We start from the raw sequence: 26,510 nt of genomic DNA on the forward strand, positions 1-26,510 counted from the left end.
GAGGCGTCCGGGATCCCGGACGCTATCCGCCCATTGTGGCATCCCGAACGGGCGCGGGTCGGCTGGAATGAGGGCCATGGACGACGACGCCGACGACGGGGTGCGGCTGGATGGCGTGCCGCTGACGGTGGAGGACGTGGTGCGCGTCGCTCGCGGGCGTGCGAGCGTGACTCTCGACGACGCCGTCCTCGACAGGGTCGCGGCCAGTCGGGCGATCGTCGACGGCCTCGCCGACGACCCCGTGCCGCACTACGGCGTCTCGACGGGATTCGGGGCGCTCGCGTCGACGTCGATCCCGCCGGAGCGCCGCCGGGCTCTGCAGCGCTCGCTCATCCGCTCGCACGCCGCGGGCGCCGGCCCGCTCGTGGAGCGCGAGGTGGTGCGCGCGACGATGCTGCTGCGGCTGCAGACCCTCGCGACGGCGCGCACCGGTGTGCGACCGGAGGTCGTGCGGCTCTACGCCGGCATGCTCGACGCGGACGTCGTGCCGGCGGTGCACGAGAACGGGTCGCTCGGCTGCTCCGGCGATCTCGCGCCCCTCGCGCACATCGCGCTGGTCGCGACCGGCGAGGGCGAGGCCGTCGCGCCCGACGGCACGCGCATCCCCGGCGGCGACGCCCTCGCCGCGGCCGGCCTGAAGCCGGTCGAGCTCGTCGAGAAGGAGGGCCTCGCCCTCATCAACGGCACCGACGGGATGCTGGGCCAGCTCTGCCTCGCGATCCACGACCTGCGCGCGCTGCTCGACGCGGCCGACGCGGCGGCGGCGATGAGCATCGAGGCACTGCTCGGCACCGACCGCGTGTTCGCCGCCGACCTGCAGGCGCTGCGGCCGCATCCGGGGCAGGCGCGCTCGGCGACGCTCATCCGCACCCTGCTCGCCGGATCGCCGATCGTCGCGAGCCACGCCGGTCCCGACGATCCGCGGGTGCAGGACGCGTACTCGCTGCGATGCGCCCCGCAGGTGCACGGCGCCGCCCGCGACACCGTGGACCATGCCGAGCGGGTCGCGAGCATCGAGCTGGGCTCGGCGATCGACAACCCCGTCGTCACCCTCGACGGCCGGCTGGAGTCGAACGGCAACTTCCACGGCGCGCCGATCGGGTACGTGCTCGACTTCCTCGCGATCGCCGCGGCCGACGTCGCCTCGATGTCGGAGCGGCGCGTCGACCGGATGCTCGACCCCGCCCGCAGCGGCGGCCTCCCGCCGTTCCTCGCCGATGACCCCGGCGTCGACTCGGGCCTCATGATCGCGCAGTACACGGCGGCGTCGCTGGTCTCCGATCTCAAGCGCCTGGCGGTGCCGGCGTCGGTGGACTCGATCCCGACCTCGGCGATGCAGGAGGACCACGTGTCGATGGGGTGGTCGGCGGCGCGGAAGCTGCGTCGTGCCGTCGACGGGCTGCGGCAGGTGATCGCGATCGAGCTGCTCACCGCGGCGCGTGCGCTCGACCTCCGGGCGCCGCTGACCTCGAGCGCGGGGATCGCGCGCCTGCGCGAGCTCCTCCGCGCGGCCGTGCCGGGGCCCGGGCCCGACCGGTTCCTCGCGCCCGAGATCGCGGCGGTCGTGGAGCTGGTGGGGAGCGAGGCGCTCGCTCCCGTGCTCATGCCGCTCGCGGCATCCACCCCCGTCCCGACCGACCAGGAGGACGCATGACGGCCGCCGCCCGACCCGTCCGCGCCCCGCGGGGCGCGGAGCTCACCGCCCGCAGCTGGCAGACCGAGGCCGCGCTGCGGATGCTCATGAACAACCTCGATCCCGAGGTCGCCGAACGTCCCGACGACCTCGTCGTCTATGGGGGCACCGGCCGCGCCGCGCGCAGCTGGGACGCGTTCGACGCGATCGTGCGCACGCTGCGCACCCTCCAGGCCGACGAGACCCTGCTCGTGCAGTCGGGCAAGCCGGTCGGGGTCTTCCGCACCCACGAGTGGGCGCCGCGGGTGCTCATCGCCAACTCCAACCTCGTGCCCGACTGGGCGACCTGGCCCGAGTTCCGCCGGCTCGAGGGCCTCGGCCTCACGATGTACGGCCAGATGACGGCCGGCTCGTGGATCTACATCGGCACCCAGGGCATCCTGCAGGGCACGTACGAGTGCTTCGCCGCGATCGCCGAGAAGCGCTTCGGCGGCACCCTCGCGGGGAGCCTCACGGTGACCGGAGGGTGCGGCGGCATGGGCGGCGCGCAGCCGCTCGCCGTCACCATGAACGGCGGCGTCGTCATCGTGATCGACGTCGACGAGACCCGGCTGCGGCGCCGCATCGACCACGGCTACCTCGACGAGCTGGCGACCGACCTCGACGACGCGCTCGCCCGCGCGGCGGCCGCGGTCGCCGAGAGGCGGGCGCTGTCGATCGGCGTCGTGGGCAACACCGCGGCGGTGCTGCCGGAGCTGCTGCGGCGCGAGGCGCCGGTCGACATCGTGACCGACCAGACGAGCGCGCACGATCCGCTCAGCTACCTGCCGGAGGGCATCGAGGTCGCCGACTGGCGGGATGCCGCGGCCGCCGACCCGGACGGCTTCACGTCCCGCGCGTACGAATCCATGGCACGCCACGTCGAGGCGATGGTGGGCTTCTCCCGGCGCGGCGCCGAGGTATTCGACTACGGCAACTCGTTGCGCGCCGGGGCGCGGCTCGGCGGTTGCGCCGACGCGTTCGCCTTCCCCGGCTTCGTGCCCGCCTACATCCGGCCGCTGTTCGAGGAGGGCAAGGGGCCGTTCCGGTGGGTGGCGCTCTCGGGCGACCCGGCCGACATCCTCGAGACCGACAAGGCGGTGCTCGAGCTGTTCCCGGAGGATGCGGCGCTGCGGCGCTGGATCACGCAGGCGCAGGAGAAGGTGCAGTTCGAGGGACTGCCGGCCCGCATCTGCTGGCTCGGCTATCGCGAGCGCCACCTCGCGGGCCTGAAGTTCAACGAGCTCGTCGCGTCGGGCCGCGTGTCGGCGCCCATCGTGATCGGGCGTGACCACCTCGACGCGGGCTCGGTGGCCTCGCCGTACCGCGAGACCGAGGACATGAAGGACGGGTCCGATGCGATCGCCGACTGGCCGTTGCTGAACGCGATGCTCAACACGGCGTCGGGCGCGACCTGGGTGTCGATCCATCACGGCGGCGGCGTCGGGATCGGGCGCAGCATCCACGCCGGTCAGGTCATCGTCGCCGACGGCACCGAGCTCGCGGCGCAGAAGCTCGAGCGGGTGCTGACCAACGACCCGGGCACGGGCGTCATGCGCCACGTGGATGCCGGATACGAGCACGCGGCCGAGGTCGCGCGGGAGCGCGGGCTGCGGGTGCCCATGCTCGAGGGCGACTGAGGACGCCCCGGGGGCGGCGCGCACATGGCATCCGAGCTGATCACCGGCATCGGCGAGCTGACGACGCTCGCCGACGGGGAGGAGCGTCGACGCGACGCGGCCCTCGTGATCGACGGGGACCGGATCGCGTGGATCGGCGCGGCGGCATCGGCGCCGGCCGCCGACCGCAGGTTCGACGCGGCCGGGGGCGCGGTGCTGCCCGGCTGGGTCGACTCGCACTCGCACCTGGTGTTCGCGGGCGACCGCTCCGCGGAGTTCGAGGAGCGGATGGCGGGGCGGGCGTATTCCGCGGGCGGCATCGGGGCCACGGTGACGGCCACCCGCGCCGCGAGCGACGACGACCTGCGGGCGAACCTGCGCCGGCTGCGCGCCGAGGCGCAGCGCCAGGGCACGACGTTCCTCGAGACCAAGACCGGGTACGGGCTCGACGTCGAGACCGAGCGTCGCAGCGCTGAGCTCGCGGCGGAGGTCGCCGACGTCGTGACGTTCCTGGGCGCCCACGTCGTGCCCGCCGGCATCGACCCGCGCGCCTACGTCGACCTCGTGACCGGCCCGATGCTGGAGGCCGTGCGTCCGTGGGTGCGCTTCATCGACGTGTTCTGCGAGACGGGCGCCTTCGATGTCGACCAGTCGCGCGAGGTACTGGCGGCCGGCCGCGCCGCGGGGCTCGGCCTGCGCGTGCACGGCAACCAGCTCGGCGAGTCCGGCGGGGTCGCGCTCGCAATCGAGCTCGGCGCCGCGAGCGTCGACCACTGCAATCACCTCTCGCTCGCCGACATCGACGCGCTCGCCGGCTCGGACACCGTGGCGACCCTGCTGCCGGCGACCGACCTCTCGACCCGGGAGGCGTTCCCGCCCGCGCGCGAGCTGATCGACGCGGGCGCGACCGTCGCCCTCGCCAGCAACTGCAACCCCGGTTCGTCGTACACGACCTCGATGCCGTTCTGCGTCGCCACCGCCGTGCTGCAGCTGCGCCTGACCCTCGACGAGGCGCTGCGGGCGGCCACCCGCGGCGGCGCCCGGGCGCTCCGTCTCAGCGACGACACCGGCACCCTCGTCGTCGGCGGCCCGGCCGACCTCCAGCTGCTCGACGCACCGTCGGTGTCGCACCTCGCCTACCGGCCGGGCGTGCCGCTCACCCGGGCGGTGTGGCGGAAGGGGGCGCGCGTTGTCTGAACTGCATCACGACCCGCTCTGGCCGCGCGCCGGCGACTGGCCCGCGCCGACCCCGGGCGAGAGGGCCGATGTCGCGATCGTCGGCGTTCCGACCTGGTCGACCTCGATCACCCCGGGGGGATGCCACACCACCCCCGCCGCCGTGCGCGACGCCCTTCGCCGGTACTCGGTCGAGACCGGGCTGACGATCGTCGACGCGGGCGACCTCGTCGACCCCGATTCCTCCCTCGCCGACGCGACGGCGGCCGTCGCCGCGCTCGACGCCCGGCTGGTGATCGCGCTCGGCGGCGACAACGCGGCCGCGGTCCCCGTCGCGCTCGGCCGCGGGACCGGCGCCCTCGTGACCGTCGACGCCCACCACGACCTGCGCGACGGGGTGTCGAACGGGTCGCCGGTGCGGCAGGTGCTCGAGCACGGCATCCCGGGTCGCCGGATCGCGCAGCTCGGGATCGAGCCGCTCGCCAACTCCGCGGCCTACCGCGCCCGAGCGGACGAGGCCGGCATCACCGTCGTCGAACGCTCGGCGCTCCTGACGACACCGCTCGGCGACGCGATGACCGCGGCGCTCGACGCGGTCGCCGCGGACGGGACCGCCATCCACGTCGACCTGGACGTCGACGTGTGCGACCGCGCCGTGGCGCCCGCGTGCCCCGCGTCGGTGCCCGGCGGCATCTCGGCGCTCGAGCTGCGGGCCGCCGCGCGCGCCGCCGGTGCGCACCCGGGCGTCGTCTCGATCGACCTGACCGAGGTGGATGCGACCCTCGACACCCCCGACGGCCGCACCGTGCGCCTCGTCGCGCTCTGCGTTCTCGAGGCGATCCGCGGCTTCGCGACCCGCTGAACGCTGTGGGAGCATCGGTCTGCGCGGCAGCGGGCGCCTGGACGACCGGTCAGCTCATCAAGAGCGACGGCGGCTTCTCGATCGGCTGGTAGCCCGGTCCTACTCGGAGGAGTCGCGACCCTGCTCGGGCCTCCGGGACCGGGACCACACGGTCCAGGCGATCCAGCCGACGGAGGCGAGGGCGGCACCCAGGATCATCGAGGCGGTGTCCATCCCGGTACCGTAGGCGGGCTCGCCGGAGATGTCGAACGGCGCCGGATCAGCCACCCGGCATCCCGGCCGAACGACTCGACCAGCAGCGCGAGCGCGACGCCGACGACGACCGCGTCGGTCACCGGCGGCAGCAGGCCGGTCGCGGCGAGGGTGAGCGCGATCCCGCACACGGCCGTCACGACCTTGCGCCAGTAGCGGAAAGGCAGCGTCGCCCGCATCCAGGGCAGCGCCCACCCGGCCGCGACGAACGCGTAGCGCAGGAGGCCGATCGCGAGCGCCCACCCGCCGACCGTCGGCGCGACGAACGCGCTCAGCACGAGCAGCAGGAACGCGTCCACCTCCATGTCGAAGCGCGCGCCGAGCTCGCTGGCCGTGCCCGTGCGCCGCGCCATCCACCCGTCGACCGCGTCGAGCGCGAGCGCCGGGACGGTCACGCCGACGAGCAGTGCGGTCGGGATCGGCTGCGTGAACGACGTGGCCGTCAGCGCCGTGACGACGGCGACGAGCGCCGAGCGCGTGGCCGTGACCGCGTTGGCCGGGCCGAACCGGCGCATCCGGCGCCGCACCAGGCCGATCGTGAGGAGCGTCGTCGAGCCGAGCAGCCAGAGGGCGCCCGCCGCCCAGCCGAGCGGTGACAGGCCGGCGGCGAGGTCGGTGCCGGCGAGCGCCGCGCCCCCGCCCAGCACCCATCCCCAGGGGGCGAGGTGAACCCGGGCCATGGCGCCTCCGTGTATCCGTTATGGCGTTCACGGTGGATACGAGTGCGGGGGTGCGCAGGGTTCACTCGCGCGAGCGATCCGAGCGGGTCGCGTGGTGGACGACCGGACCCGGCACGGGCGAACTGCGCGCCGAGCCGCTGCGCGATCCGGGCGCCGGCGAGGTGCTCGTGCGCACCCTGTGGACCGGCATCAGCCGCGGCACCGAGACCCTCGTGCTGCGCGGCGAGGTGCCGGCGTCGGAGCGCGACCGGATGCGGGCGCCGTTCCAGGAGGGCGCGTTCCCGTTCCCCGTGAAGTACGGCTACCTCACCGTCGGCGTCGTGGAGGGCGGGCCGCTCGACGGCCGCACCGTCTTCTCGCTCGCGCCGCACCAGTCCCGCTCGGTGCTGCCGGCCGACGCGGTGACGCCCGTCCCGGCGGGCGTTCCGGCCCGCCGCGCGGTGCTCGCGGGCGCGGTCGAGACCGCCGTGAACGTGCTCTGGGATGCCGCCCCGCGACTGGGCGACCGCGTGACGGTGGTCGGCGCGGGCATGATCGGCTGCTCCATCGCGCGGCTCGCGGCCGGCATCCCGGGCGTCGAGGTGGAGCTCGTGGATGTCGACCGGGCCAAGGCGCCGATGGCCGCCGCCCTCGGCGCGGCCTTCGCCTCCCCCGATGACGCCACCCCCGACCGCGACATCGTGATCGAGGCCAGCGCCTCCCCCGCGGGGCTCGCGCTCGCGCTCCGGCTCGCGGCGACCGACAGCGACGTCGTCGTCGCGAGCTGGTTCGGCAGCCGGCCGGTGCCGCTCGAGCTGGGCGCCGACTTCCACTCCCGCCGGCTCACGCTGCGCTCCAGCCAGGTCGGCGCGGTCGCGTCCGCCCGTCGGGAGCGCCGGACGATGCGGCAGCGGCTCGCGCTCGCCCTCGAGCTGCTCGCCGACCCGGCGTTCGACGTGCTGCTGAGCGGCCCGTCGCCGTACACCGCCCTGCCGGACGTCGCGGCGGCGCTCGCCGCGGGCACCGACACGGGCCTCTGCCACACGATCGACTGGAGTGCCGCATGAGCGCCGTGACGCCGGGATTCTCGGTGACCGTGCGCGATCACCTGATGATCGCCCACAGCCTGCGCGGCGCGGTGTTCGGTCCGGCGCAGCGGCTGCACGGCGCGACCTACGTCGTCGACGCGACCTTCCGCGCGGAGCGGCTCGACGCGGACGGGATCGTGGTCGACATCGGGCGGGCGACGCGGGCGCTGGGGGAGCTGGTGGCATCCCTGTCGTATCGCAACCTGGATGAGGAACCGGACCTCGCCGGCATCAATACGACGACCGAGCGGCTCTGCCAGCTGCTTGGCGATCGGCTGGCCGACCGGGCGCGATCCGGCGACTTCGCCCCGGCCGAGCTCACGGGGATCGCGGTCACGCTGCACGAGTCGCACGTGGCGTGGGCCTCCTACGAGGTGGCGCTGTGAGCGTGCCCGGCGCGGCGCGCGCGCTGCGATTCGTCGTGCCGGCGGGGCTCGACGATCCGGCGCGGGTGAGCGGGGGCAACGTGTACGACCGGGAGGTGCGCGACGGGCTCGGCCGGCACGGGTGGGCGGTGCGCACGGCCGAGGCCGCGGAGGCGGAGCAGGTCGCGGAGGCGCTCGACGGGCTGCCGAGCGGCGGGGTGGCGCTCGTCGACGGGCTCGTGGCCGGATGGGCGCCCGCCGCGGTCGAGTCGGCGGCGCGGCGCGGGCATCCGGTCGTGCTGGCCCACATGGTGGCGTCGGCGTTCCCGGGCGCGACGGCCGACGCCGTGGAGGCCGAGCGCCGGACGTTCCGGGCCGCCGCCGGAGTCATCGCGACGAGCCGCTGGACCGCCGCGGAGCTCGTGCGCCGCGGGTTCGTCGAGCGCTCGCGGGTCATCGTCGCCGTGCCGGGCAGTCACGAGCGCCCGCCGGCGGTCGGTCCGGTCGGTCACCGCGACCTGCTGTGCGTCGGCGTGCTCGCGCCGCACAAGGGCCAGGACGTGCTGCTCGACGCGCTCGCGCAGGTGGACGGTGACTGGACGCTCACGCTCGCGGGCTCGCGCGCAACCGATCCCGCCTTCGCCGCGCGGGTCGCGGTGGCGGCCGAGCCGTTCGGGCAGCGCGTCCGGCTGCCCGGCGTGCTCGACGGCGGCGACCTCGACCGGGCGCACCGCCGCGTGGGCGTGCTCGTGGCGCCCTCCCGCGCGGAGAGCTTCGGCATGGCGATCGTCGACGCGCGCCGACGCGGGATGCCCGTGATCGCGACCGAGGCGGGCGGCATCCCCGAGGCGGTCGCCGGCGGGGGCGCCATCCTGGTGCCGCCCGGCGACGCGGACGCGCTGGCCGACGCCCTCCGGCGCTGGATGACCGACCCCGCCCTGCGCGCGCGACTGCGCATCGAGGCGCTGCGGGCCCGCGCCCTCGCACCGCGCTGGGCCGACACGGTCGCGCGCGTCGACGAGGCCCTGGTGGCCGCATGAGCGCCATCTCGCTCGTCACGCCGGACTGGCTCGCCCTCCGCGGACCGGCCGACGACGCCGCACGCTCCGCCGCGCTCGCCGCCCGGGCGGCGCGGCTGCTCCCCGCCGGTCCGCTCGAGGTGCACGACCTCGGCAGCGGCACGGGGGCGATGATGCGCTGGCTCGCGCCGCGGCTGCCCGGCCCGCAGACCTGGGTGCTGCACGACGGCGACCCGGGCATCCTGGCCCACGTCGGCAGCGGGTTCGCCCGTGACGCCGACGGTCGGCCGGTCACCGTGCGCACGAGCGTCGAGCCGCTCGCGGAGCTCGACCCGGCGGCGATCGCGGGCGCGGCGCTCGTCACCGCCTCCGCGCTGCTCGACGTCGTGACCGCCGATGAGGCGCGCCGGATCGTCGCGGCGTGCGTCGCGTCCCGGGCGCCCGCGCTGTTCAGCCTGAGCGTCACCGGCCGCATCGACCTCCATCCGGTCCATCCGCTCGATGCAGAGCTCGAGGCCGCGTTCGACGAGCACCAGCGCCGGATCGCCGCCGGACGCCGGCTGCTCGGACCCGACGCCGGCCCCACCATCGCGCGCTTGTTCGCCGACGCCGGATGGCCCACCCGCGCCGAGCGCACCCCGTGGCGACTCGGACCGGCCGACGCCGCGCTCGTCGAGGCGTGGCTCGACGGCTGGATCGTCGCCGCCGTGGAGCAGCGCCCGGAGCTGTCCGCCGCCGCCATCCCGTATCGCGCCCGTCGCCTCGCCCAGCTCGCCGCCGGGGCGCTGCGGGTCGACGTCCATCACGAGGATCTGCTCGCATGGCCCGCCTGACGCCGCCGCTCGTGCGGCGCCTCCTCGTGCCCGCGATGGGCGCCGCGGTGGTCGCCGCCACCGTCGCGGCCGTCGGCGCCGGCCCCTTCCTGCGCGGCATCGCGAGCCTCACGCCCGTCCCGATCCTGGGTGCGGTGCTGCTCGCCGCCGCCGCGACCGCCGCCGCGGCGTGGCGCTGGAGCGTCGTCGCCGGCGCCCTCGGCATCCCGCTCACGTGGCCCGCGGCGGTCGCCGCCTACTACCGCTCGCAGTTCCTCAACACCGTGCTGCCGGGCGGCGTGCTCGGCGACGTGCACCGTGCCTACCGGCACGGCCGCGGCGCTGCGCAGCCGGTCGCCGCGGCGCGGGCCGTCGCGACCGAGCGCATCGCCGGGCAGCTGGCCCAACTCGTGCTCGTTGTCGCCGTGCTGACCGTGCTCGGTGCGTCGGCGGTCCTCCCGGGCACCCTGGCGCTCGCCGCCGTGATCGTGCTCGCCGCCGCCGCGGCGCTCGGCATCGTCGCGGCCACCCCGCGCGGCCGGCGTCTCGCCCGCCGCGAGCTCGCCGACCTGCGCCGCGTCGCCGCCTCCCCCGGACGCGTGCTCGCGGTCGTCGCGTCGTCGGCGATCGTCGTCGCGTGCCACGCGGCGGCCTTCGTCATCGCGTGTCTCGCCACCGGGGTCGCGGCGTCGCCGCGGGAGCTGATCGTGCTCGCCCTCGTCGCGCTCTCGGCGGGATCCGTGCCCGTGAACCTGGGCGGGTGGGGGCCGCGGGAGGCGGCGTCCGCATCCGCGTTCGCCCTCGTCGGCCTCGGATCCGGCGCCGGTCTCGCCGCCTCCGCCGCGTTCGGCGTGCTGACGATGATCGCGCTCGCCCCGGGCGCGATCGTGCTCGTCGCGGACCGGATCGCCGCATCCCGCGCCCCCACCCGCCGTCCCGTCCCCGTCCCGCAGGAGATTCCCGCATGACCGAGCGCCCCTACGTCACCCTGAGCTGCGCGATGTCGATCGACGGCTACCTCGACGGCGACCCGCCGCGGCGCCTCGCGATGTCGAACGCCGCCGACTTCGACCGGGTCGACGAGGTGCGCGCCGGCCACGACGCGATCATGGTCGGCGCCTCGACGCTGCGCCGCGACAACCCGCGCCTGCTCGTGCGCAGCGCCGAGCGCCGGATGCGCCGCGTCGAGGCCGGCATGCCCGCCGGCCCCGCGAAGGTCACCGTCACCTCGAGCGGCGACCTGCCCCGCGACGCGGCGTTCTTCACGGCCGGTGACGTCGACCGCTACGTCTACGCGCCGGTCGCCCGCGCGCGCCGGCTGCGATCCCGGATCGCCGGGGCCGCCACCGTCGTCGGCCTCGGGGAGCGCGTCACCATGGCCGCGGTGCTCGACGACCTGGCCGACCGCGGCATCCGGCGCCTCATGGTCGAGGGCGGTGGGCAGCTGCTGACGCAGTTCCTCGCCGACGACCTCGTCGACGAGCTGCAGCTCGTGATCGCGCCGTTCTTCGTGGGGGAGTCGCGCGCCCCGCGCGTGGTCGGGCCGGGCGCGTTCCCGTGGACGGCCGCGCGGCGCGCACCACTGGCCGAGACGCGGCAGGTCGGCGACGTCGTGCTGCTGCGCTACGCCCTGTCGGAGCGGTTCGGGCGGCCGGCCCCGGTCCTCCGCGCGCAGCCGCGCCAGCTCGCGACGCTGGGCGCTCGGTGAGGCGCGCCCCGGGCGCGGCCACGGTCCTCGCCGTCGCCCTGCTGGTCGCCGCGCCGCTGGCCCCCGGCGTGCTCGCGACCGGGTCGCCGGCCGCCCTCGTGCGCATCCCGGTCGAGTCGCTCGTCGTCGTGCTGCTGCTCGCGCTGCTGCCGTGGCGCGCGGTGCGCCGGTCGGTCGCCGTCGTCTACGGGATGGTGGTGGTGGCGGCGCTCCTGCTGGCCGGCATCGACACCGGGTACGAGTCGATCCTCGACACGCACTTCGATCCGAGCGAGTGGCGGCAGCTCGGCGATGCGTTCGGGGTCGTCGCGGATTCGATCGGCGTCGTGCCCGCGGCGCTGCTCGCGGTCCTCGCCGCCTTCGCCGCGCTCGCGCTCGTCGTCGTGCTCGCGTGGGCGGCGCTGCGCACGGACGCCGCGATCCGGCGCCACCTCGTCCGCGGCACCGCGGTCGCGACGACCGTGACCGCGGTGTGGGTGGTCGGCGCGCTCGCCGGATCGCAGCTCGTCGCCGGCGAGCCGGCGGCGGCCGCGGCATCCGTCGACACGATCGCGTCGGCCGCCGGGCGGGCCGGCGACACCGCGCGGGCGCAGGCCGACCTGGCGGAGCGCGTGCGGGACGATCCGTACGCGGCGGCGCCGGCATCCGATCTGCTGACGCGCCTGAAGGGCAAGGACGTGATCTTCGCCTTCGTCGAGAGCTACGGCCAGGTCGCGGTGCAGGACACGAGCTTCTCGGGCGGGGTCGACCGCACGTTGCGCGGCGGCGAGACCCAGCTCGCCGCCGAGGGATATCACGCGCAGAGCGCGTGGCTGACCTCGCCCACCTTCGGCGGCGTGAGCTGGCTGGCCCACTCCACGCTGCAGACCGGCCTGTGGGTCGACTCGCAGTCCCTGTACGACAAGATCATCCGCACGAAGCGCCTCACCCTGAGCGACGCGTTCCGCGGCGCCGGCTGGAACACCGTGAGCGACGTGCCCTCCGACACGCACCCGTGGTCGTACGCCTCGTCGTTCTATCACTACGGCACCGCCTACGACGACGGCAACGTCGGCTACGCGGGGCCCTCGTTCGGCTACGCCCGCGTCCCGGACCAGTACACGCTCAAGTACTTCGCCGACCACCAGCTGACCGGCCCGCACACCCCGGTGATGGCCGAGATCGACCTCGTCTCGTCGCACACGCCGTGGGCACCGCTGCCGCAGCTCGTGCCGTGGTCGCAGATCGGCGACGGCACGATCTACGCGCCGCAGCCCGCGCAGAGCCAGCCGTCGAGCGTCGTCTGGCGGGACCCGGCCCTCGTGCGGCAGTACTACGGGCAGTCCGTGCAGTACTCGCTGGGGTCGCTGTTCTCGTTCCTGAGGAACGTCGACGACCCGAACCTCGTCGTCGTCGCCCTCGGCGACCATCAGCCCGCGACGATCGTCAGCGGGGCGGGCGCGAACCACGTGGTGCCGGTCAGCATCATCGCGAAGGACCCGGCCGTGCTGCGGGATGTCGCGGGCTGGCACTGGCAGGACGGCCTGCTCCCGACCGCCGCGGCCCCGCTCTGGCGGATGGACGCCTTCCGCGACCGGTTCCTCGCCGCCTACGGCAGCACCACGGGGTAGCGGGGCGGGTGGTCGCGGGCCGCGGCGTCGGGGGCCGCGGCGTCGGGGGCGGAGGCGACACTGGCGCGATGCGATGCGCGATCCCCGGATGCCGTGCGACGTCCGAGCCGGACGCCCCGCTCCCGCTGTGCACGCCGCACCTCGCCGAGGCCGGCGCGTGGGCGACCCGGCGCGACGGGGTCGAGGATCTGCTGCCGGCGCCGTGCGCGGCGTGCGGGGCGCGGGTCGGCATCCGGTATCCGTCCGGATGGGCGTGCGCGGTCTGCGAGTGGCGTCCCGGCGACGTGCCCGACCCCGATCTCGCACCGCCGCGGGTCGACGTCGTCTACTACCTGCGGTTCGCCGACCGGGTGAAGATCGGCACGACCGCGAGCCCGCGGCAGCGCTTCGCCGCGATCCGCCACGAGGAGGTGCTGGCCTTCGAGCGCGGTGACCGCCGCCTCGAGCGCCGACGGCACGAGCAGTTCGCGGGGGACCGCTATCCGGGCTCGGAGTGGTTCCGCCTCACGCCGCTGATCGCCACCCACATCGACGCGCTCGCCGGCGGCCGCGACCCGTGGGACCTCCACGCCCGCTGGGTGAGCGCCGCCCTCGCGGCGCGGCTCTGACCCGCCTCTCCCCGCGGAAACTCGGGCAGGCGCCGTCCTTCGTCGAGCGGGGATCGACGAAGGGCCGCCGCTGCCCGACTTGGGCGGCGCGGCGCCCGTCACTCCGCGCGCCCCCGCAGCGCGCGCCGCCGTCGCTCCACGAGGGGCTGCACGCGGTACGGGATGAGCTCGCCCATCGAGAGCGAGGTCTCGGTGCGCTCGACGCCGTCGATCGCGAGGATCGCGGCATCCACGTCGAACAGCCGGTGGATGTCGGGCGACACGACCGTCGCGACCAGGTCGCTCGATCCGCTCATGCCGTGCGCCTGCAGCACCTCGGGGATCTCGGCCATCGCCGCGACGATGCGCGCGAGCTCCTTCTGCCGCGTCGTCACCGTGATGAACGCCGTCACGGGGTAACCGAGCGCCTCGGGGGCGATGCGCCGGTCGAACGCGAGGAAGGCGCCGGATGCCTCCAGTCGCGACATCCGCGCGTAGACCGTGTTGCGCGAGACCCCGAGCCGCTCGGCGAGCGCGACGAGGGAGGCACGCGGGTCGTCGGCGAGGGCCGTGAGCAGGTCGAGGTCGACGGCGTCGAGACCGGGCATACTGCGCAGGCTAGCAAGCAAGCGGCGTCTCACGCTACGCACTCTGTTCAGGATGCGGTGGCGATCTTGAACGGATCGGCGCATCGCGCGACGATGGAGACGCGACGCGACGATGCGGGAGGCGACGATGGCGAGGACGCCGGCGGAGATCGACGAGAGCGGTCTCGTGCAGCTGCTGAGCCCGGACGGCGTGCGGCGCTCCTCCCCCGAGCACGACGCGCTCGCGGCGGAGCTCACCCCCGCCGCGTTGCTCGACCTGTACCGCGAGATGCGGATCCTGCGCCGCATCGATGACGAGGCCACCGCCCTGCAGCGTCAGGGCGAGCTCGGGCTGTGGCCGCCGGTGCGCGGCCAGGAGGCCGCGCAGCTCGCGTCGGCCCGTGCGCTCACCCCCGGCGACTTCGTCTTCACGAGCTACCGCGAGCACGGCCTCGCGCTGCACCGCGGCGTGCGCGGCGCCGACCTCGTCAAGGTCTGGCGCGGCGTCGCGGGCACGGGGTGGAACCCGCACGAGATCCGGCTCGCCACCCAGCAGGTCATCATCGGCGCGCACACGCTGCACGCGGTGGGCTGGGCGCTCGGCGAGACGATCGAGCGCGGCGAGCAGCATCCGGATGCCGCGGTCGCCTACCTCGGCGACGGCGCGATGAGCGAGGGCGATGTCGCGGAGGCGATGGTGTTCGCCGCGTCGTTCCGTCTGCCGGTGATCTTCTTCTGCCAGAACAACCAGTGGGCCATCTCCGAGCCCGTGACGCTGCAGGCGCCGGGCGAGCTCGCGGACCGCGGTCTGGGCTTCGGCATCCCGTCGGTGCGGGTCGACGGCAACGACGCGCTCGCCGTCTACGCGGTCACCCGCGAGGCGCTCGAGCGGGCGCACACCGGCGGCGGCCCGACGCTCATCGAGGCCGTGACGTACCGGATGGGTCCGCACACCACCGCCGACGACCCCACCCGCTACCGCACGGCGGAGGAAGTCGCGGCGTGGGCGGAGCGCGACCCGATCGACCGGCTGGCGGCGCTGCTGCGCTCGGAGGGCGTGCTCGACGACGAGGCTGAGCGGGAGGTCGCGGCGGCGGCCGACGCGGCGGCGGCCGAGCTGCGCGCCGGATGCGTCGCCCTCGCCGACCCGGAGCCGCTCGCCGTCTTCGACCACGTCTACGCCGAGCCCAACCGGACCATCGAGCGGGAGCGCGCCGAGTACCAGCGGTACCTGGCCGGTTTCGCGGACGCGAACGGATTCGTGGAGGTGGATCGATGACCCGACTCACGTTCGGCGGCGCGCTGCGCTCGGCCCTGCACCGCGCGCTCGCCGAGGACGACCGCGTCGTGCTCCTCGGTGAGGACATCGGGGTGAACGGCGGCGTCTTCCGGGTGACCGACGGACTGCAGGCCGAGTTCGGCCCGCGCCGGGTGATCGACACCCCGCTCGCGGAGGCCGGCATCCTCGGCACGGCGGTCGGGCTGGCGATGCACGGGTTCCGCCCGGTGGTCGAGATCCAGTTCGACGGGTTCGTCTACCCCGCGTTCGACCAGATCGTGTCGCAGCTGGCGAAGATGCATTACCGCACCGGCGGCGCGGTGACGCTGCCGATCACGATGCGGATCCCGGTCGGCGGCGGGATCGGCGCGGCCGAGCACCACTCGGAGTCGCCCGAGGCGTACTTCGCGCACACCGCCGGCATCCGCACGGTCGTCGCGTCGACCCCGCAGGACGGCGCGGTCATGCTGCGCCAGGCGATCGCCTGCGACGACCCCGTGGTGTTCTTCGAGCCCAAGCGCCGCTACCACGTCAAGGCCGAGGTCGACGAGCGGGTCGACCTGCGCACGGCGCTGCCGCTCGACCGGGCGCGCGTCGTCGCCGAGGGCACGGACGTGACCGTCGTCACCTACGGCGCGATGACGGGCGTGTGCCTGGATGCCGCTGCCGCAGCCGGCGACGAGGGCGTCAGCATCGAGGTCATCGACCTGCGCTCGCTGTCGCCGGTCGACTGGGAGAGCGTGGAGGCGTCGGTGCGCCGCACCGGCCGGCTCGTGGTCGTGCACGAGGCCGCGCGGCACGGCGGGTTCGGCGCGGAGATCGCGGCGACGCTGACGGAGCGGTGCTTCCCCTTCCTGGAGGCCGCGCCGGTGCGCGTGACGGGCCACGACATCCCGTACCCGGTCGCCAAGCTCGAGAAGCACCACCTGCCCGACCTCGACCGCGTGCTCGACGGGGTGGATCGCGTGCTCGGCCGGGTCGCGGCGTCGCCGGTGTCCGCCGAGCCCGCGCCAGCCACCGAGTCCCTCGCGGTGCGCACGCCGGAGCCGGTGCGATGACGACGCGGGAGTTCGTGCTGCCCGACCTCGGGGAGGGCCTGACCGAGTCGGAGATCGTGAGCTGGCGCATCGCCGAGGGCGACCCGGTCGAGCTGAACCAGGTGATCGCCGAGGTCGAGACGGCGAAGGCGCTCGTCGAGCTGCCCTCGCCGGTGACCGGCATCGTCGCGCGGCTGCACGCCGAGCCGGGCACGACCGTGAGCGTGGGGCAGCCGCTGGTGACGTTCGAGCTGGCCGACTCGGTGGGTGAGCCGGTCGCGCCCGCACCGGAGCAGCGCGAAGCGACCCTCGTGGGCTACGGCGCCGCCCCGGAGTCCGGCGACCACCCCCGCCGCCGCCCGCGCATCGAGACGCCGGCACCGGCTCCGGAGCACCGCGACGCGCACGAGCGCGTGGCGTCGACACCGCCCGTGCGGCAACTCGCGGCACGACTCGGGGTGGACATCGAGCACGTCACCGGCCATGGGCCCGACGGGCTCGTGACGCGGGAGGACGTCGAGGCGGCAGCGGCGGGTGGGGTCGCGATCCGCCCGCCGGAAGCGGGCTCCTCGACCCGCGAGGGCGGCCCCGAGGACAAGCGCATCCCGGTGCACGGGGTGCGCAAGCGCACCGCCGAGGCGATGGTGCGCAGCGCGTTCACGGCACCGCACGCGAGCGTCTGGACCACCATCGACGTCACCCCCACCATGGAGCTCCTGGAACGGGTGGGGGCGAGCCGCGACGCGGCCGGCATCCGGATCACCGTGCTCGCCGCCGTCGCCCGCGCGGTGTGCCTCGCGCTGCGCCGGCATCCGGAGCTCAACAGCTCGTGGGACGACGCCACCGGGCAGATCGTCGAGTACGCGCGCGTGAACCTCGGGATCGCGGTCGCGACCGAGCGCGGGCTGGTCGTGCCCAACATCCCGGATGCCGGCCCCCTCGGCCTGCTCGACCTCGCAGCGGCGCTCGGCGGGCTCACCGAGACGGCGCGGTCGGGCCGGACCGAGCCGGCGCGGTTCCAGGGCGGCACCTTCACGGTCACCAATATCGGCGTCTTCGGCGTCGAGGGCGGCACGCCGATCCTGAACCCGGGCGAGACCGGGATCCTCGCGGTCGGTGCGGTGCAGCGCCGGCCGTGGGAGCACGACGGCGACGTCGCGCTGCGCCAGGTGTGCACGCTGAGCCTCTCGTTCGACCACCGGGTGGTCGACGGCGAGCGGGCCGCGCGGTTCCTGCACGACGTCGGCGAGCTGCTCGCCGACCCCGCCCTCGCGTTCGCGCGGAACTGAGAAGATCGCGCATGACCGTCCTGACGACCTCCGTCGACCCTGCCGCCGCGGGCCCGGCCGCGAACGATGCGGCCCAGCGGGCGCTCGCCGGTGAGCTGCGCGAGCGTCTCGCGACCGCGGCGCTCGGCGGGCCGGCGAGCTCGCGCGAGCGGCACGTCGCGCGCGGCAAGCTCCTGCCGCGCGACCGCGTGGACCGGCTGCTCGACGAGGGCAGCCCGTTCCTGGAGCTCGCACCGCTCGCCGCGCACGAGCTCTACGACGACGACACCCCGGGCGCCGGCGTGGTCGCGGGCATCGGCGTCGTCTCCGGGCGGCTCGCGATGATCGTCGCCAACGACGCGACGGTCAAGGGCGGCACCTACTACCCGATGACGGTCAAGAAGCACCTGCGCGCCCAGGAGGTCGCCCTCGAGAACCGGCTGCCCTGCCTCTACCTCGTCGACTCCGGCGGCGCGTTCCTGCCGATGCAGGACGAGGTCTTCCCCGACCGCGACCACTTCGGCCGCATCTTCTACAACCAGTCGCGGCTGTCGGCGGAGCGCATCCCGCAGATCGCGGCGGTGCTGGGATCGTCGACCGCCGGCGGCGCCTACGTGCCGGCGATGAGCGACGAGACGGTCATCGTGCGCAACCAGGGCACGATCTTCCTCGGCGGCCCGCCGCTCGTGAAGGCCGCGATCGGCGAGATCGTGACCGCCGAGGAGCTCGGCGGCGGCGAGCTGCACTCGCGCGTCTCCGGGGTGACCGACCACCTCGCGGAGGACGACGAGCACGCCCTCGAGATCGTCCGGAGCATCGTCGCGACCCTGCCGCCCGATCCGGCGCCGGCCTGGCAGGTGCTCGAGTCGATCGACCCGGTCGTCGACCCGGAGGGCCTGTACGCGGCGGTGCCCGTCGATGTGCAGCAGCCGTCCGACCCCCGCGAGATCATCGCCCGCCTCGTCGACGGCTCCGCGTTCCAGGAGTTCAAGGCGGAGTACGGCACGACCCTCGTGACCGGGTTCGCGCACATCCACGGGCATCCGGTCGGCATCCTCGCCAACCAGGGCGTGCTGCTGCGCGAGTCGTCGCTGAAGGGCGCGCACTTCATCGAGCTGTGCGACCAGCGCGGCATCCCGCTGCTGTTCCTGCAGAACATCTCCGGCTTCATGGTGGGCCGGGATGCCGAGGCCGGCGGCATCGCCAAGGACGGCGCGAAGATGGTCACCGCCGTCGCGACCACGCGCGTGCCGAAGCTGACGGTCATCGTCGGCGGCTCCTTCGGGGCCGGCAACTACTCGATGTGCGGCCGCGCGTACTCGCCGCGCTTCCTCTGGACCTGGCCGGCGAGCCGCATCTCGGTCATGGGCGGCCCGCAGGCCGCCTCGGTGCTCGCGACCGTCAAGCGCGACCAGCTCGAGGCGCGCGGCGAGCAGTGGAGCGCCGAGGACGAGGCGGCGTTCCGCGAGCCGATCCGCGCCGCGTACGAGAAGGCCGGCGACCCCTATTACGCGACGGCGCGGCTGTGGGACGACGGCATCCTGGACCCCCTCGACACCCGCCGGGTGCTCGGCATGGCCCTCGAGGTCTGCTCGCGCACGCCGCTGCCCGAGCGCCGCTTCGGCCTGTTCCGGATGTGATGGCGATGACCTCCCGACCGTTCCGGACCGTCCTCGTCGCGAACCGCGGCGAGATCGCGGTGCGCGTGATCCGCACGCTGCGACGGCTCGGCATCCGGTCGGTCGCCGTCCACAGCGACGCCGACGCGGATGCCCTGCACGTCCGGATGGCGGACGAGGCCGTGCGCATCGGCCCGGCTCCCGCGGCCGAGAGCTACCTCTCGGTCGACGCGCTCATCGCCGCCGCGCGACGCTCGGGCGCGGAGGCGATCCACCCCGGGTACGGGTTCCTCTCCGAGAGCCCGGACTTCGCGCGCGCATGCGCCGAGGCGGGCATCGTCTTCATCGGTCCGGGTCCGGATGCCATGGCCATCATGGCTGACAAGATCGCAGCCAAGCAGACGGTCGCCGCGCGCGGCGTGCCGGTCGTGCCGGGCAGCGACGGCCACGGACTGGGTGACGAGGAGCTCGCGGCGGCGGCTCGTGACGTCGGCTTCCCGCTGCTGGTCAAGCCGGCCGCGGGCGGCGGCGGCAAGGGCATGCAAGTGGTGACCGCCGAGCCCGAGCTCGCCCCGGCGCTCGCCTCGGCGCGCCGGGTCGCGGCCGCCGCGTTCGGCGACGACACGCTGCTGCTCGAGCGGCTCGTCGAGCGGCCGCGGCACATCGAGGTGCAGGTCATGGCCGACCGGCACGGCCACGTCATCCACCTCGGCGAGCGCGAGTGCTCGCTGCAGCGCCGGCACCAGAAGGTGATCGAGGAGGCGCCGTCGCCGCTGCTGACGCCCGCGCAGCGCGATCGCATGGGGGCGGCCGCGTGCGAGGTCGCGCGCAGCGTCGGGTACGAGGGGGCCGGCACGGTCGAGTTCCTCGTGTCGGACGGCGACCCGGATGCCTTCTTCTTCATCGAGATGAACACCCGGCTGCAGGTCGAGCATCCGGTCACCGAGCAGATCACCGGCCTCGATCTCGTCGAGCTGCAGCTGCGCATCGCCGCCGGCGAGCCGCTGCCGCTGACCCAGGACGACGTCGAGCTCCGCGGCCACGCGATCGAGGCGCGCATCTACGCCGAGTCGCCCGAGCGCGGCTTCCTCCCGGCGACCGGCACCGTGCTCGACCTCGGCCAGCCGGCGGGGGAGGGATGGCGCTGGGACAGCGCGCTGATCCCCGGTCTCGTGGTCACGGGCGACTACGACCCGATGCTCGCCAAGGCGATCGCGACGGGTGCGGACCGCGCGGAGGCGCTCGCCCGGCTCGACGGGATGCTCGCCGCCGGCCGAGTGCTCGGCCTCGACACGAACATGGGGTTCTTGCACGACCTCCTGGCGCTTTCCGAAATGCAGGAGGGGCGCGTGGATGTCGACCTGATCGACCGTCTGGGAGCCCCGGATTCCGGGAATTCCTCCGCCGAGGACCGCGCGGCCGCCTCGCTGGTCCTGCATTTCGGAAGAGCCGAGCAGGCAGGGTCGCCGTGGCGCGCCGACGGGTGGCGTGCGGGCCGCACGACCGAGGCGCCGGGCACGACGCTCACGCCGCTCGGCGGGACGGCGTACCGGCTCACGATCGACGGCCGCAGCGAGACGATCCACGCGGTCGCCGATCCCGACGGCGCCACGGTCTGGCTGCATCGCGACGGCCGCACCCGCGCGGTCGACGCCCCCGACCGCGCCACCGTCCTCGCCCGCCGGCTCGCCTCGCGCGAGCGCGCATCCGGGCCGGTCAGCCCCGAGGTCCGAGCGGCCATGCCGGGCACCGTCGTCCAGGTCGCGGTGCGCGACGGCGAGGTCGTCGAGGCCGGGGCCCTGCTCCTCACGGTCGAGGCCATGAAGATGGAGCACTCCCTCCTCGCCCCGCTCGCCGGCGTCGTGCGCATCGCACTGCTGCCGGGCCACCTCGTCCGACGCGACCAGGTCGTCGCGACGATCGAAACACCCGCCACACCCCAGGAGGTTCCATGAGCACTCTGCCCACGACCGCAGAGCTCACCCCGCAGCAGCAGAAGCTCAGCGACGACGTCCGCGCGTTCGCGGACGAGGTCGTCGCACCGCGCGCCTACCGGTACGACACCGATCGCACCCTGCCGATGGACATCATCGGCCGGATGGGCGAGATGGGGCTGTTCGGCCTGCCCTTCCCGACGGAGTTCGGCGGGCAGGGGCAGGACTACGTGTCGCTGTGCCTCGCGGTCGAGGCCCTGGCGCGCGTCGACCAGAGCCTCGCGGTGACGCTCGAGGCGGGGGTCGGGCTCGGCATGATGCCGATCTTCCGGCACGGCACGACCGAGCAGAAGGAGCGCTGGCTGCCGGATCTCGTGGCCGGTCGCGCCCTGGCCGGCTTCGGGCTGACGGAGGCCGAGGCGGGCTCCGACGCGGGGGCGACCAAGACCACCGCGCGCCTCGCCGACGGCGAGTGGATCATCGACGGCACCAAGCAGTTCATCACCAACTCCGGCACGCCGATCACCTCGCTCGTCACGATCACGGCCGTGACCGGGGAGTCCGAGCGCGCCGACGGCTCCATCAAGAAGGAGCTCTCGTCGATCATCGTGCCGACCGGCACGCCGGGGTTCCGGGCCGAGCCGGGCTACGACAAGGTCGGCTGGCACACCAGCGACACCCATCCGCTCACGCTCGACGACGTGCACGTGCCGGAGTCGTACCTACTCGGAGAACGCGGCCGCGGCTACGCGAACTTCCTGCAGTCGCTCGACGAGGGGCGCATCGCCTTCGCGGCGCTCTGCGCGGGGGCGGCGCTCGGCTGCTTCGAGGAGGCGCTGCGCTACGCGAAGACCCGCAACGTGTTCGGCCACTCGATCGGATCGAACCAGCACATCGCGTTCAAGATCGCCCGCATGCAGGTGCGCGCCCATTCGGCACGGCTCGCGTGGATGCACGCGGCGCGGAAGATGGTGAACGGCCGGCCCTTCAAGGCGGAGGCATCCATGGCCAAGCTCATCGGGTCGGAGGCCGCGATGGACAACGCGCGCGACGCCGCGCAGATCTGGGGCGGCTACGGGTTCCTCAACGAGAACGCGGTCGCGCGGCACTACCGTGACTCGAAGATCCTCGAGATCGGCGAGGGCACGACGGAGGTGCAGCTCATGGTGCTGACCCGCGAGCTCGGACTCGCCACCGCGGACGGGCGATGACGGGCGCCGGTGACGCGGGCGCCGGGGCCGAGCGGGCCGGCGAGGGCCGCACGGTCGAGCAGCGCGGCCTCTGGTTCGAGGAGTTCGAGGTCGGCACCCGCTACCTGCACCGCCCGGGGCGCACCGCGACCGAGGCCGACAACACCCTGTTCACGACGCTCACGATGAACACGCAGGGGCTGCACCTCGACGAGGCGTGGGCCGCGACGACCGAGTTCGGCGGCCGGCTCATGAACTCGATGTGGACGCTCTCGACGATGGTCGGCGCCTCGGTGACCCAGCTCACGCTCGGCACGATCGTCGCCAACCTCGGCTTCACCGACGTGACGTTCCCGCACCCGCTGCGGCCGGGCGACACCCTCTACTCCGAGACGACGGTGCTCGACAAGCGGCTCTCGAAGAGCCGGCCGGGCCAGGGCATCGTGACCCTGGAGCATGTCGGCCGCAACCAGCACGGCACGGTCGTCGGTCGCGCCATCCGCACGACCCTGGTCCGGACCGCACCGTGAGCCTCGCCCTCGGGCCGGCTCTGCTGTTCTGCCCGGCCGATCGCCCCGATCGCTTCGCGAAGGCGCTCGAGCGGGCCGATGCCGTGATCCTCGACCTCGAGGACGCGGTGGCTCCCGGGAGCCGGGATGCCGCCCGGGAGGCGCTGACCACGACCCTCCTCGACCCGGCGCGGGTGATCGTGCGGGTCAACGAGACCGGCTCCTCCGACCAGGGGGCCGACCTCGAGGCGGTGCGCGCCGCCGGCTACCGAACGGTGATGGTGCCGAAGGCCGATGCCCGGATGCCGCCCCTGCCGGGCCTCGACGTCGTCGCGCTGTGCGAGACCGCGGCCGGCGTTCTCGACGCGCGGGAGCTCGCCGGGCGCGAGGGCGTCGTCGCGCTCATGTGGGGTGCCGAAGACCTCGTGGCGTCCCTCGGCGGCACCTCCAGCCGGGATGCGGCGGGCGCCTACCGCGACGTCGCCCGGCACGCGCGCTCGACGGTGCTGCTCGCGGCGGCCGCGGCCGGCATCCCCGCGATCGACACGGTGCACCTCGACCTCGCCGACCTCGAGGGCCTGGCGGCGGAGGCCGAGGACGCCGCGGCCGTCGGTTTCGCGGCGACCGCCTGCATCCACCCCTCGCACGTCGACGTGATCCGCCGCGCCTACGCACCCACCCCCGAGGAGATGGCCGAGGCCCGCCGCATCGTGGATGCCGCCCGCGAGCACGGCGGCGTGTTCCGCCTCGACGGCCGCATGGTCGACGGCCCCGTCATCCGCCACGCGGAGTCGATCCTGCGCCGCGGTCCCGTTCGGGATTGAGCTACGCCGGCGCCCCGCGCCCCGCGGTCGGGACTCCCGTCACGATCCACCTCGTCCCCCGCGCCCGCAGCGACAGGGTCACGCATCGTGCCGCGAGGTACCCGACGCAGAACGCGAGCTGGATCGCCAGGATCGCCGGCGCCCCCGCGGGCACGAGCGCCGCGAGTGCGAGCAGCGGAGCGAACACGGCGAGGTTGAGCACACCGGTCCAGGCGAGGTAGCGCACGTCGCCCGCGCCGATGAGCACCCCGTCGAGCACGAACACGACGGCCGCGAGCGGCTGCGCCGCCGCGAGCACGATGACGCCGGGCACGATCGCCGCGCGCACGTCGGGGTCCGAGGTGAACACGGCGCCGATCACCGGCGAGACGGCCCCGAGCCCGACGCCGAGCGCGATCGCGGTGACGGCGCCCCAGCCGAGCAGGCGCCGCAGGACCGCCCGCACCCGCGGCACGTCGGCGGCGCCGAGCCCGTGGCCGATGAGCGCCTGGCCGGCGATCGCGAAGGCGTCGAGAGTGAGCGCCATCGTCGAGAACAGCGTGAACAGCACCTGCTGAGCCGCGAGCGTCGTGGTGCCGTCGGCCGACGCGACGGCGATGGTGGCGACGAGCGCGACGCGCAGCGAGAGGGTGCGCACGAGGAGCCAGCCGCCCGTGAGCGCGGATGACGAGACCCCGGCGAGCCCGGGTCGCAGCGTCGTGCCCTCGCGTCGCGCGGTCCGGATCGCGATGACGACGCAGGCCGCCGCCATCCCGGTCTGCGCGACGACGGTGCCCGTCGCCGAGCCGGCGATGCCCCAGCCGACGCCGTAGATGAGCACGGCGTTGAGACCCGCGTTCGCCGCGAAGCCGACGACGGCGATCGCGAGCGGCGTGCGGGTGTCCTGCATCCCGCGGAACAGCCCGGTCGCGGCGACGACGACGAGCATCGACGGCAGGCCGAGCAGCGCGATCCGCAGATAGGTGACGGCCGCCACAGTCGTGGGCGCGGACGCGTCGAACAGCCCGGCCAGCGCGGGTGATGCGACCCAGCCGGCCGCCGCGAGCACGACGCCGATGCCGGCGGCCAGCCACATCCCGTCGATCCCGGCGCGGACGGCGCCCGGCCGGTCGCCCGCGCCGAGGCGCCGCGCGACGGTCGGCGTCGTCGCGTAGGCCAGGAAGATGAGCAGGCCGATGGCGGTCTGCAGGATCGTGCCGGCGATCCCGAGGGCCGCGAGCCGGGCCGGGCCGAGGTGCCCCACGAGCGCCGTGTCGGTCGCGAGGAAGAGCGGCTCCGCGACGAGCGCACCGAGGGCGGGCACGGCGAGGGCCGCGATCTCGCGATCGAGGGGCAGGCGGATGGGCAGAGTCGGCTCCTGGTCTGGCGTGATCTCAGCCTCCCACGGCGTCCCTACCTCCCGAGCTCGAACGGGTGGGTGAGCCGCCACCAGGCGGTCGGTGGCCGGATGGCGCCCTTCAGCACCACGGGCGCGGTCGCGGTGTTCGGTCCGGCCTTCCACGTCACGGTGCCGACCCGCTCCCCGTTCCTGCCGGTCGTCAGGGTCGTCGTCGTCATGCTCGCCGTGATCTTCGTGTTCGACCAGACGAGCATCGTCGGGCTCGCCGCGAGCACCATGCGCGCCGATGATCCCCACGGCGTCGAGTACGTGCCCACCACGTCGCCCTCGTGCCCGAGGGGCACGTGGTGGAACCCGGCGGCGATCCCGTCGAGCAGCGCCTCGACGTCGCCGTCCACCTGGCTGCGCGTCGCGCCGCCCAGCTCGACGCCGATGACCCTGAGCGGCGTCGGGGTGCCGACGTCGAGGCTCGCCGAGTAGAGCAGGTCCGATCCGGAGGGGTCGAGGGTGCCGGTCTTGATGCCGTCGACACCGTGCGAGCCGAGCAGGTCGTTGGTGCCGGGCATGCCGCGCAGGTCGTCGGCCGGCACGTCGAGCTGCGTCTTCCCGACGATCGACGCGATCGCCGGGTCGGCCATCGCGAGCCTGCCGAGGGCGATGAGGTCGGCGGGCGTGCTCGTGTTGGCGGCGTCGATGCCGGTCGGCTCGACCATCCGGGTGTGCGTCATCCCGTGCGCGGCGAGCCAGGCACGGGTGGCGGCGAGGAACGCGCCCTCCGAACCGTAGGCCCAGTCGGCGAGCGCCTCCGCGTAGTTGCAGGCCGAGACGACGAGCATCGTCTCGAGCGCGTCGTGCTCGCTCAGGATGCTGCCGGTCGGCATGGGTGCGATCGTCGCGTTCTGCACGTAGTACTTGTCGTACAGCGCGTGGTCGGCCTTCGAGAAGGTGATGCGCGGCCCGGGGTCGGCGGCGCTCGCCAGGGGCTTCGCCTTCAGGATCACGAGCGCCGTGATGAGCTTGCTGATCGACGCGATCGGCACGGCGGCGTCGCCGTGCGCCTGCCAGACGCCGCTCGCGCCGGCACCGAGGTAGGCGTCCGCGCCGGCGACGCTGACCGCGGCCTCGCCCTGCGGGGGGAGGGCGATCTCGGCCGCGGCGGGGGTCGGAACGGCCGGGGGATGGAGCGTGGAATCCGCCCGCCCGACCGGCGCGTTGAGCGTGAACCCGGCGTACGACCCCAGCAGCGCGACGACCACCACGGTGACGATCAGCGTGGCGATGAGCGCGAACCGGCGCCGCCGTCGGCGACGGGCGGGGTCGACCGGCGGGCGCTGCCGCGGAAGCGGGCCGGCCGTGCCGCGCGGGCCGGAGCGCAGGAGTTCGGCGAGCTCGGAGATCCCGTCGGACGGTTCGTACCGCGATGCCATCGTCGGCCTCCCCGCCCGGATGTGTCACGACTCAGACGCGTTGCTGAGTTCTGATCATGCTAACGCGA

General features: G+C 74.7%; 24 protein-coding genes. 20 read left to right on the top strand and 4 right to left on the bottom strand.

Annotation, left to right across the window (positions count from 1 at the left end; all coding sequences use genetic code 11):
• Positions 1-76 precede the first annotated feature (76 nt).
• The 4 genes from hutH to ABD285_RS05630 are packed head-to-tail and all read left to right on the top strand — an operon-like array spanning position 77 to position 5,329.
• On the top strand, positions 77-1,654 hold the full coding sequence (hutH, locus tag ABD285_RS05615; protein WP_344200958.1) for a histidine ammonia-lyase: 1,578 nt from the start codon (positions 77-79) through the stop codon (positions 1,652-1,654).
• Complete coding sequence (gene hutU / locus ABD285_RS05620; RefSeq protein WP_284254293.1) at positions 1,651-3,312, top strand: urocanate hydratase; 1,662 nt, start codon at positions 1,651-1,653, stop codon at positions 3,310-3,312. Before hutH ends, hutU begins: the two co-directional genes overlap by 4 nt.
• A gap of 24 nt (positions 3,313-3,336) precedes the next feature.
• A complete protein-coding gene (gene hutI / locus ABD285_RS05625; RefSeq protein ID WP_344200961.1) occupies positions 3,337-4,488 on the top strand; it encodes an imidazolonepropionase in 1,152 nt (383 codons plus the stop codon).
• Positions 4,481-5,329: an arginase family protein gene (locus tag ABD285_RS05630; RefSeq protein ID WP_344200964.1), complete on the top strand. Its 849-nt coding sequence runs from the start codon at positions 4,481-4,483 to the stop codon at positions 5,327-5,329. Before hutI ends, ABD285_RS05630 begins: the two co-directional genes overlap by 8 nt.
• A 194-nt stretch (positions 5,330-5,523) precedes the next feature.
• Here the strand turns inward: ABD285_RS05630 and ABD285_RS05635 are convergent, their stop codons facing one another.
• Positions 5,524-6,261 carry a CDP-alcohol phosphatidyltransferase family protein gene (locus ABD285_RS05635; protein ID WP_284254294.1) on the bottom strand — a complete coding sequence of 246 codons (738 nt, stop codon included), beginning with the start codon at positions 6,259-6,261 and terminating at the stop codon, positions 5,524-5,526.
• A 50-nt stretch (positions 6,262-6,311) separates the two neighbouring features.
• On the opposite strand from ABD285_RS05635, the gene ABD285_RS05640 reads away from it, so the two are divergent.
• From ABD285_RS05640 to ABD285_RS05675, 8 genes are all read left to right on the top strand, one after another.
• Positions 6,312-7,307 carry a zinc-dependent alcohol dehydrogenase gene (locus tag ABD285_RS05640; protein WP_344200968.1) on the top strand — a complete coding sequence of 332 codons (996 nt, stop codon included), beginning with the start codon at positions 6,312-6,314 and terminating at the stop codon, positions 7,305-7,307.
• Positions 7,304-7,714, top strand: a complete 411-nt coding sequence (locus ABD285_RS05645) for a 6-pyruvoyl trahydropterin synthase family protein (protein WP_284254295.1) — start codon at positions 7,304-7,306, stop codon at positions 7,712-7,714. Before ABD285_RS05640 ends, ABD285_RS05645 begins: the two co-directional genes overlap by 4 nt.
• Positions 7,711-8,733: a glycosyltransferase family 4 protein gene (locus ABD285_RS05650; protein ID WP_284254296.1), complete on the top strand. Its 1,023-nt coding sequence runs from the start codon at positions 7,711-7,713 to the stop codon at positions 8,731-8,733. Before ABD285_RS05645 ends, ABD285_RS05650 begins: the two co-directional genes overlap by 4 nt.
• Entirely contained in the window at positions 8,730-9,545 is an 816-nt protein-coding gene (locus tag ABD285_RS05655; protein ID WP_284254297.1) for an SAM-dependent methyltransferase, read from the top strand. Before ABD285_RS05650 ends, ABD285_RS05655 begins: the two co-directional genes overlap by 4 nt.
• On the top strand, positions 9,533-10,492 hold the full coding sequence (locus ABD285_RS05660) for a lysylphosphatidylglycerol synthase domain-containing protein (RefSeq protein WP_344200973.1): 960 nt from the start codon (positions 9,533-9,535) through the stop codon (positions 10,490-10,492). The genes ABD285_RS05655 and ABD285_RS05660 overlap by 13 nt, the downstream gene beginning before the upstream one ends.
• Positions 10,489-11,232, top strand: coding sequence for a RibD family protein (locus ABD285_RS05665; RefSeq protein ID WP_284254299.1), 744 nt, complete (start codon positions 10,489-10,491; stop codon positions 11,230-11,232). Before ABD285_RS05660 ends, ABD285_RS05665 begins: the two co-directional genes overlap by 4 nt.
• Positions 11,229-12,842, top strand: a complete 1,614-nt coding sequence (locus ABD285_RS05670) for an alkaline phosphatase family protein (RefSeq protein WP_344200976.1) — start codon at positions 11,229-11,231, stop codon at positions 12,840-12,842. The genes ABD285_RS05665 and ABD285_RS05670 overlap by 4 nt, the downstream gene beginning before the upstream one ends.
• Positions 12,843-12,910: 68 nt before the next feature.
• Complete coding sequence (locus tag ABD285_RS05675) at positions 12,911-13,450, top strand: GIY-YIG nuclease family protein (RefSeq protein WP_284254302.1); 540 nt, start codon at positions 12,911-12,913, stop codon at positions 13,448-13,450.
• Positions 13,451-13,548: 98 nt separating this feature from the next.
• Here ABD285_RS05675 and ABD285_RS05680 read toward each other — a convergent pair whose 3' ends face one another.
• Positions 13,549-14,037, bottom strand: a complete 489-nt coding sequence (locus tag ABD285_RS05680; protein WP_344200979.1) for an Lrp/AsnC family transcriptional regulator — start codon at positions 14,035-14,037, stop codon at positions 13,549-13,551.
• Positions 14,038-14,164: 127 nt separating this feature from the next.
• On the opposite strand from ABD285_RS05680, the gene pdhA reads away from it, so the two are divergent.
• From pdhA to ABD285_RS05720, 8 genes are read left to right on the top strand one after another with little or no spacing between them, the layout of a single operon-like run.
• A complete protein-coding gene (pdhA, locus tag ABD285_RS05685) occupies positions 14,165-15,295 on the top strand; it encodes a pyruvate dehydrogenase (acetyl-transferring) E1 component subunit alpha (RefSeq protein ID WP_344200982.1) in 1,131 nt (376 codons plus the stop codon).
• Entirely contained in the window at positions 15,292-16,353 is a 1,062-nt protein-coding gene (locus ABD285_RS05690) for an alpha-ketoacid dehydrogenase subunit beta (RefSeq protein ID WP_284254304.1), read from the top strand. The genes pdhA and ABD285_RS05690 overlap by 4 nt, the downstream gene beginning before the upstream one ends.
• Positions 16,350-17,621: a dihydrolipoamide acetyltransferase family protein gene (locus ABD285_RS05695; protein WP_284254305.1), complete on the top strand. Its 1,272-nt coding sequence runs from the start codon at positions 16,350-16,352 to the stop codon at positions 17,619-17,621. The genes ABD285_RS05690 and ABD285_RS05695 overlap by 4 nt, the downstream gene beginning before the upstream one ends.
• Before the next feature lie 11 nt (positions 17,622-17,632).
• Positions 17,633-19,240, top strand: coding sequence for a carboxyl transferase domain-containing protein (locus ABD285_RS05700; protein WP_284254306.1), 1,608 nt, complete (start codon positions 17,633-17,635; stop codon positions 19,238-19,240).
• A gap of 5 nt (positions 19,241-19,245) precedes the next feature.
• Positions 19,246-21,174, top strand: coding sequence for an ATP-binding protein (locus tag ABD285_RS05705; RefSeq protein WP_344200987.1), 1,929 nt, complete (start codon positions 19,246-19,248; stop codon positions 21,172-21,174).
• Positions 21,171-22,364: an acyl-CoA dehydrogenase family protein gene (locus tag ABD285_RS05710; protein ID WP_284254307.1), complete on the top strand. Its 1,194-nt coding sequence runs from the start codon at positions 21,171-21,173 to the stop codon at positions 22,362-22,364. Before ABD285_RS05705 ends, ABD285_RS05710 begins: the two co-directional genes overlap by 4 nt.
• Positions 22,361-22,873 carry a MaoC family dehydratase gene (locus ABD285_RS05715; RefSeq protein ID WP_284254308.1) on the top strand — a complete coding sequence of 171 codons (513 nt, stop codon included), beginning with the start codon at positions 22,361-22,363 and terminating at the stop codon, positions 22,871-22,873. Before ABD285_RS05710 ends, ABD285_RS05715 begins: the two co-directional genes overlap by 4 nt.
• Positions 22,870-23,676 (top strand): HpcH/HpaI aldolase/citrate lyase family protein, encoded by an 807-nt coding sequence (locus ABD285_RS05720; RefSeq protein ID WP_284254309.1) that lies wholly within the window; start codon positions 22,870-22,872, stop codon positions 23,674-23,676. The genes ABD285_RS05715 and ABD285_RS05720 overlap by 4 nt, the downstream gene beginning before the upstream one ends.
• Position 23,677: 1 nt before the next feature.
• Here ABD285_RS05720 and ABD285_RS05725 read toward each other — a convergent pair whose 3' ends face one another.
• Both ABD285_RS05725 and ABD285_RS05730 read right to left on the bottom strand, forming a co-directional pair.
• A complete protein-coding gene (locus tag ABD285_RS05725) occupies positions 23,678-24,979 on the bottom strand; it encodes an MATE family efflux transporter (protein WP_284254310.1) in 1,302 nt (433 codons plus the stop codon).
• Between the two features lie 89 nt (positions 24,980-25,068).
• On the bottom strand, positions 25,069-26,442 hold the full coding sequence (locus ABD285_RS05730) for a D-alanyl-D-alanine carboxypeptidase family protein (RefSeq protein ID WP_344200993.1): 1,374 nt from the start codon (positions 26,440-26,442) through the stop codon (positions 25,069-25,071).
• Positions 26,443-26,510 lie beyond the last annotated feature (68 nt).

Origin of the sequence: Pseudolysinimonas kribbensis, assembly GCF_039531715.1 — a bacterium.
GTDB classification, from domain to species: domain Bacteria; phylum Actinomycetota; class Actinomycetes; order Actinomycetales; family Microbacteriaceae; genus Pseudolysinimonas; species Pseudolysinimonas kribbensis.

Bases quoted from the DNA above. Each gene is read 5' to 3' on its own strand.
- hutI (WP_344200961.1), top strand. From the start codon at position 3,337: ATGGCATCCGAGCTGATCACCGGCATCGGCGAGCTGACGACGCTCGCC.
- ABD285_RS05705 (WP_344200987.1), top strand. From the start codon at position 19,246: ATGACCTCCCGACCGTTCCGGACCGTCCTCGTCGCGAACCGCGGCGAG.
- hutH (WP_344200958.1), top strand. From the start codon at position 77: ATGGACGACGACGCCGACGACGGGGTGCGGCTGGATGGCGTGCCGCTG.
- ABD285_RS05730 (WP_344200993.1), bottom strand. From the start codon at position 26,442: ATGGCATCGCGGTACGAACCGTCCGACGGGATCTCCGAGCTCGCCGAA.
- ABD285_RS05695 (WP_284254305.1), top strand. From the start codon at position 16,350: ATGACGACGCGGGAGTTCGTGCTGCCCGACCTCGGGGAGGGCCTGACC.
- ABD285_RS05710 (WP_284254307.1), top strand. From the start codon at position 21,171: ATGAGCACTCTGCCCACGACCGCAGAGCTCACCCCGCAGCAGCAGAAG.
- ABD285_RS05700 (WP_284254306.1), top strand. From the start codon at position 17,633: ATGACCGTCCTGACGACCTCCGTCGACCCTGCCGCCGCGGGCCCGGCC.
- pdhA (WP_344200982.1), top strand. From the start codon at position 14,165: ATGGCGAGGACGCCGGCGGAGATCGACGAGAGCGGTCTCGTGCAGCTG.
- ABD285_RS05660 (WP_344200973.1), top strand. From the start codon at position 9,533: ATGGCCCGCCTGACGCCGCCGCTCGTGCGGCGCCTCCTCGTGCCCGCG.
- ABD285_RS05675 (WP_284254302.1), top strand. From the start codon at position 12,911: ATGCGATGCGCGATCCCCGGATGCCGTGCGACGTCCGAGCCGGACGCC.
- ABD285_RS05645 (WP_284254295.1), top strand. From the start codon at position 7,304: ATGAGCGCCGTGACGCCGGGATTCTCGGTGACCGTGCGCGATCACCTG.
- ABD285_RS05655 (WP_284254297.1), top strand. From the start codon at position 8,730: ATGAGCGCCATCTCGCTCGTCACGCCGGACTGGCTCGCCCTCCGCGGA.
- ABD285_RS05715 (WP_284254308.1), top strand. From the start codon at position 22,361: ATGACGGGCGCCGGTGACGCGGGCGCCGGGGCCGAGCGGGCCGGCGAG.
- ABD285_RS05665 (WP_284254299.1), top strand. From the start codon at position 10,489: ATGACCGAGCGCCCCTACGTCACCCTGAGCTGCGCGATGTCGATCGAC.
- ABD285_RS05680 (WP_344200979.1), bottom strand. From the start codon at position 14,037: ATGCCCGGTCTCGACGCCGTCGACCTCGACCTGCTCACGGCCCTCGCC.
- ABD285_RS05690 (WP_284254304.1), top strand. From the start codon at position 15,292: ATGACCCGACTCACGTTCGGCGGCGCGCTGCGCTCGGCCCTGCACCGC.
- hutU (WP_284254293.1), top strand. From the start codon at position 1,651: ATGACGGCCGCCGCCCGACCCGTCCGCGCCCCGCGGGGCGCGGAGCTC.
- ABD285_RS05635 (WP_284254294.1), bottom strand. From the start codon at position 6,261: ATGGCCCGGGTTCACCTCGCCCCCTGGGGATGGGTGCTGGGCGGGGGC.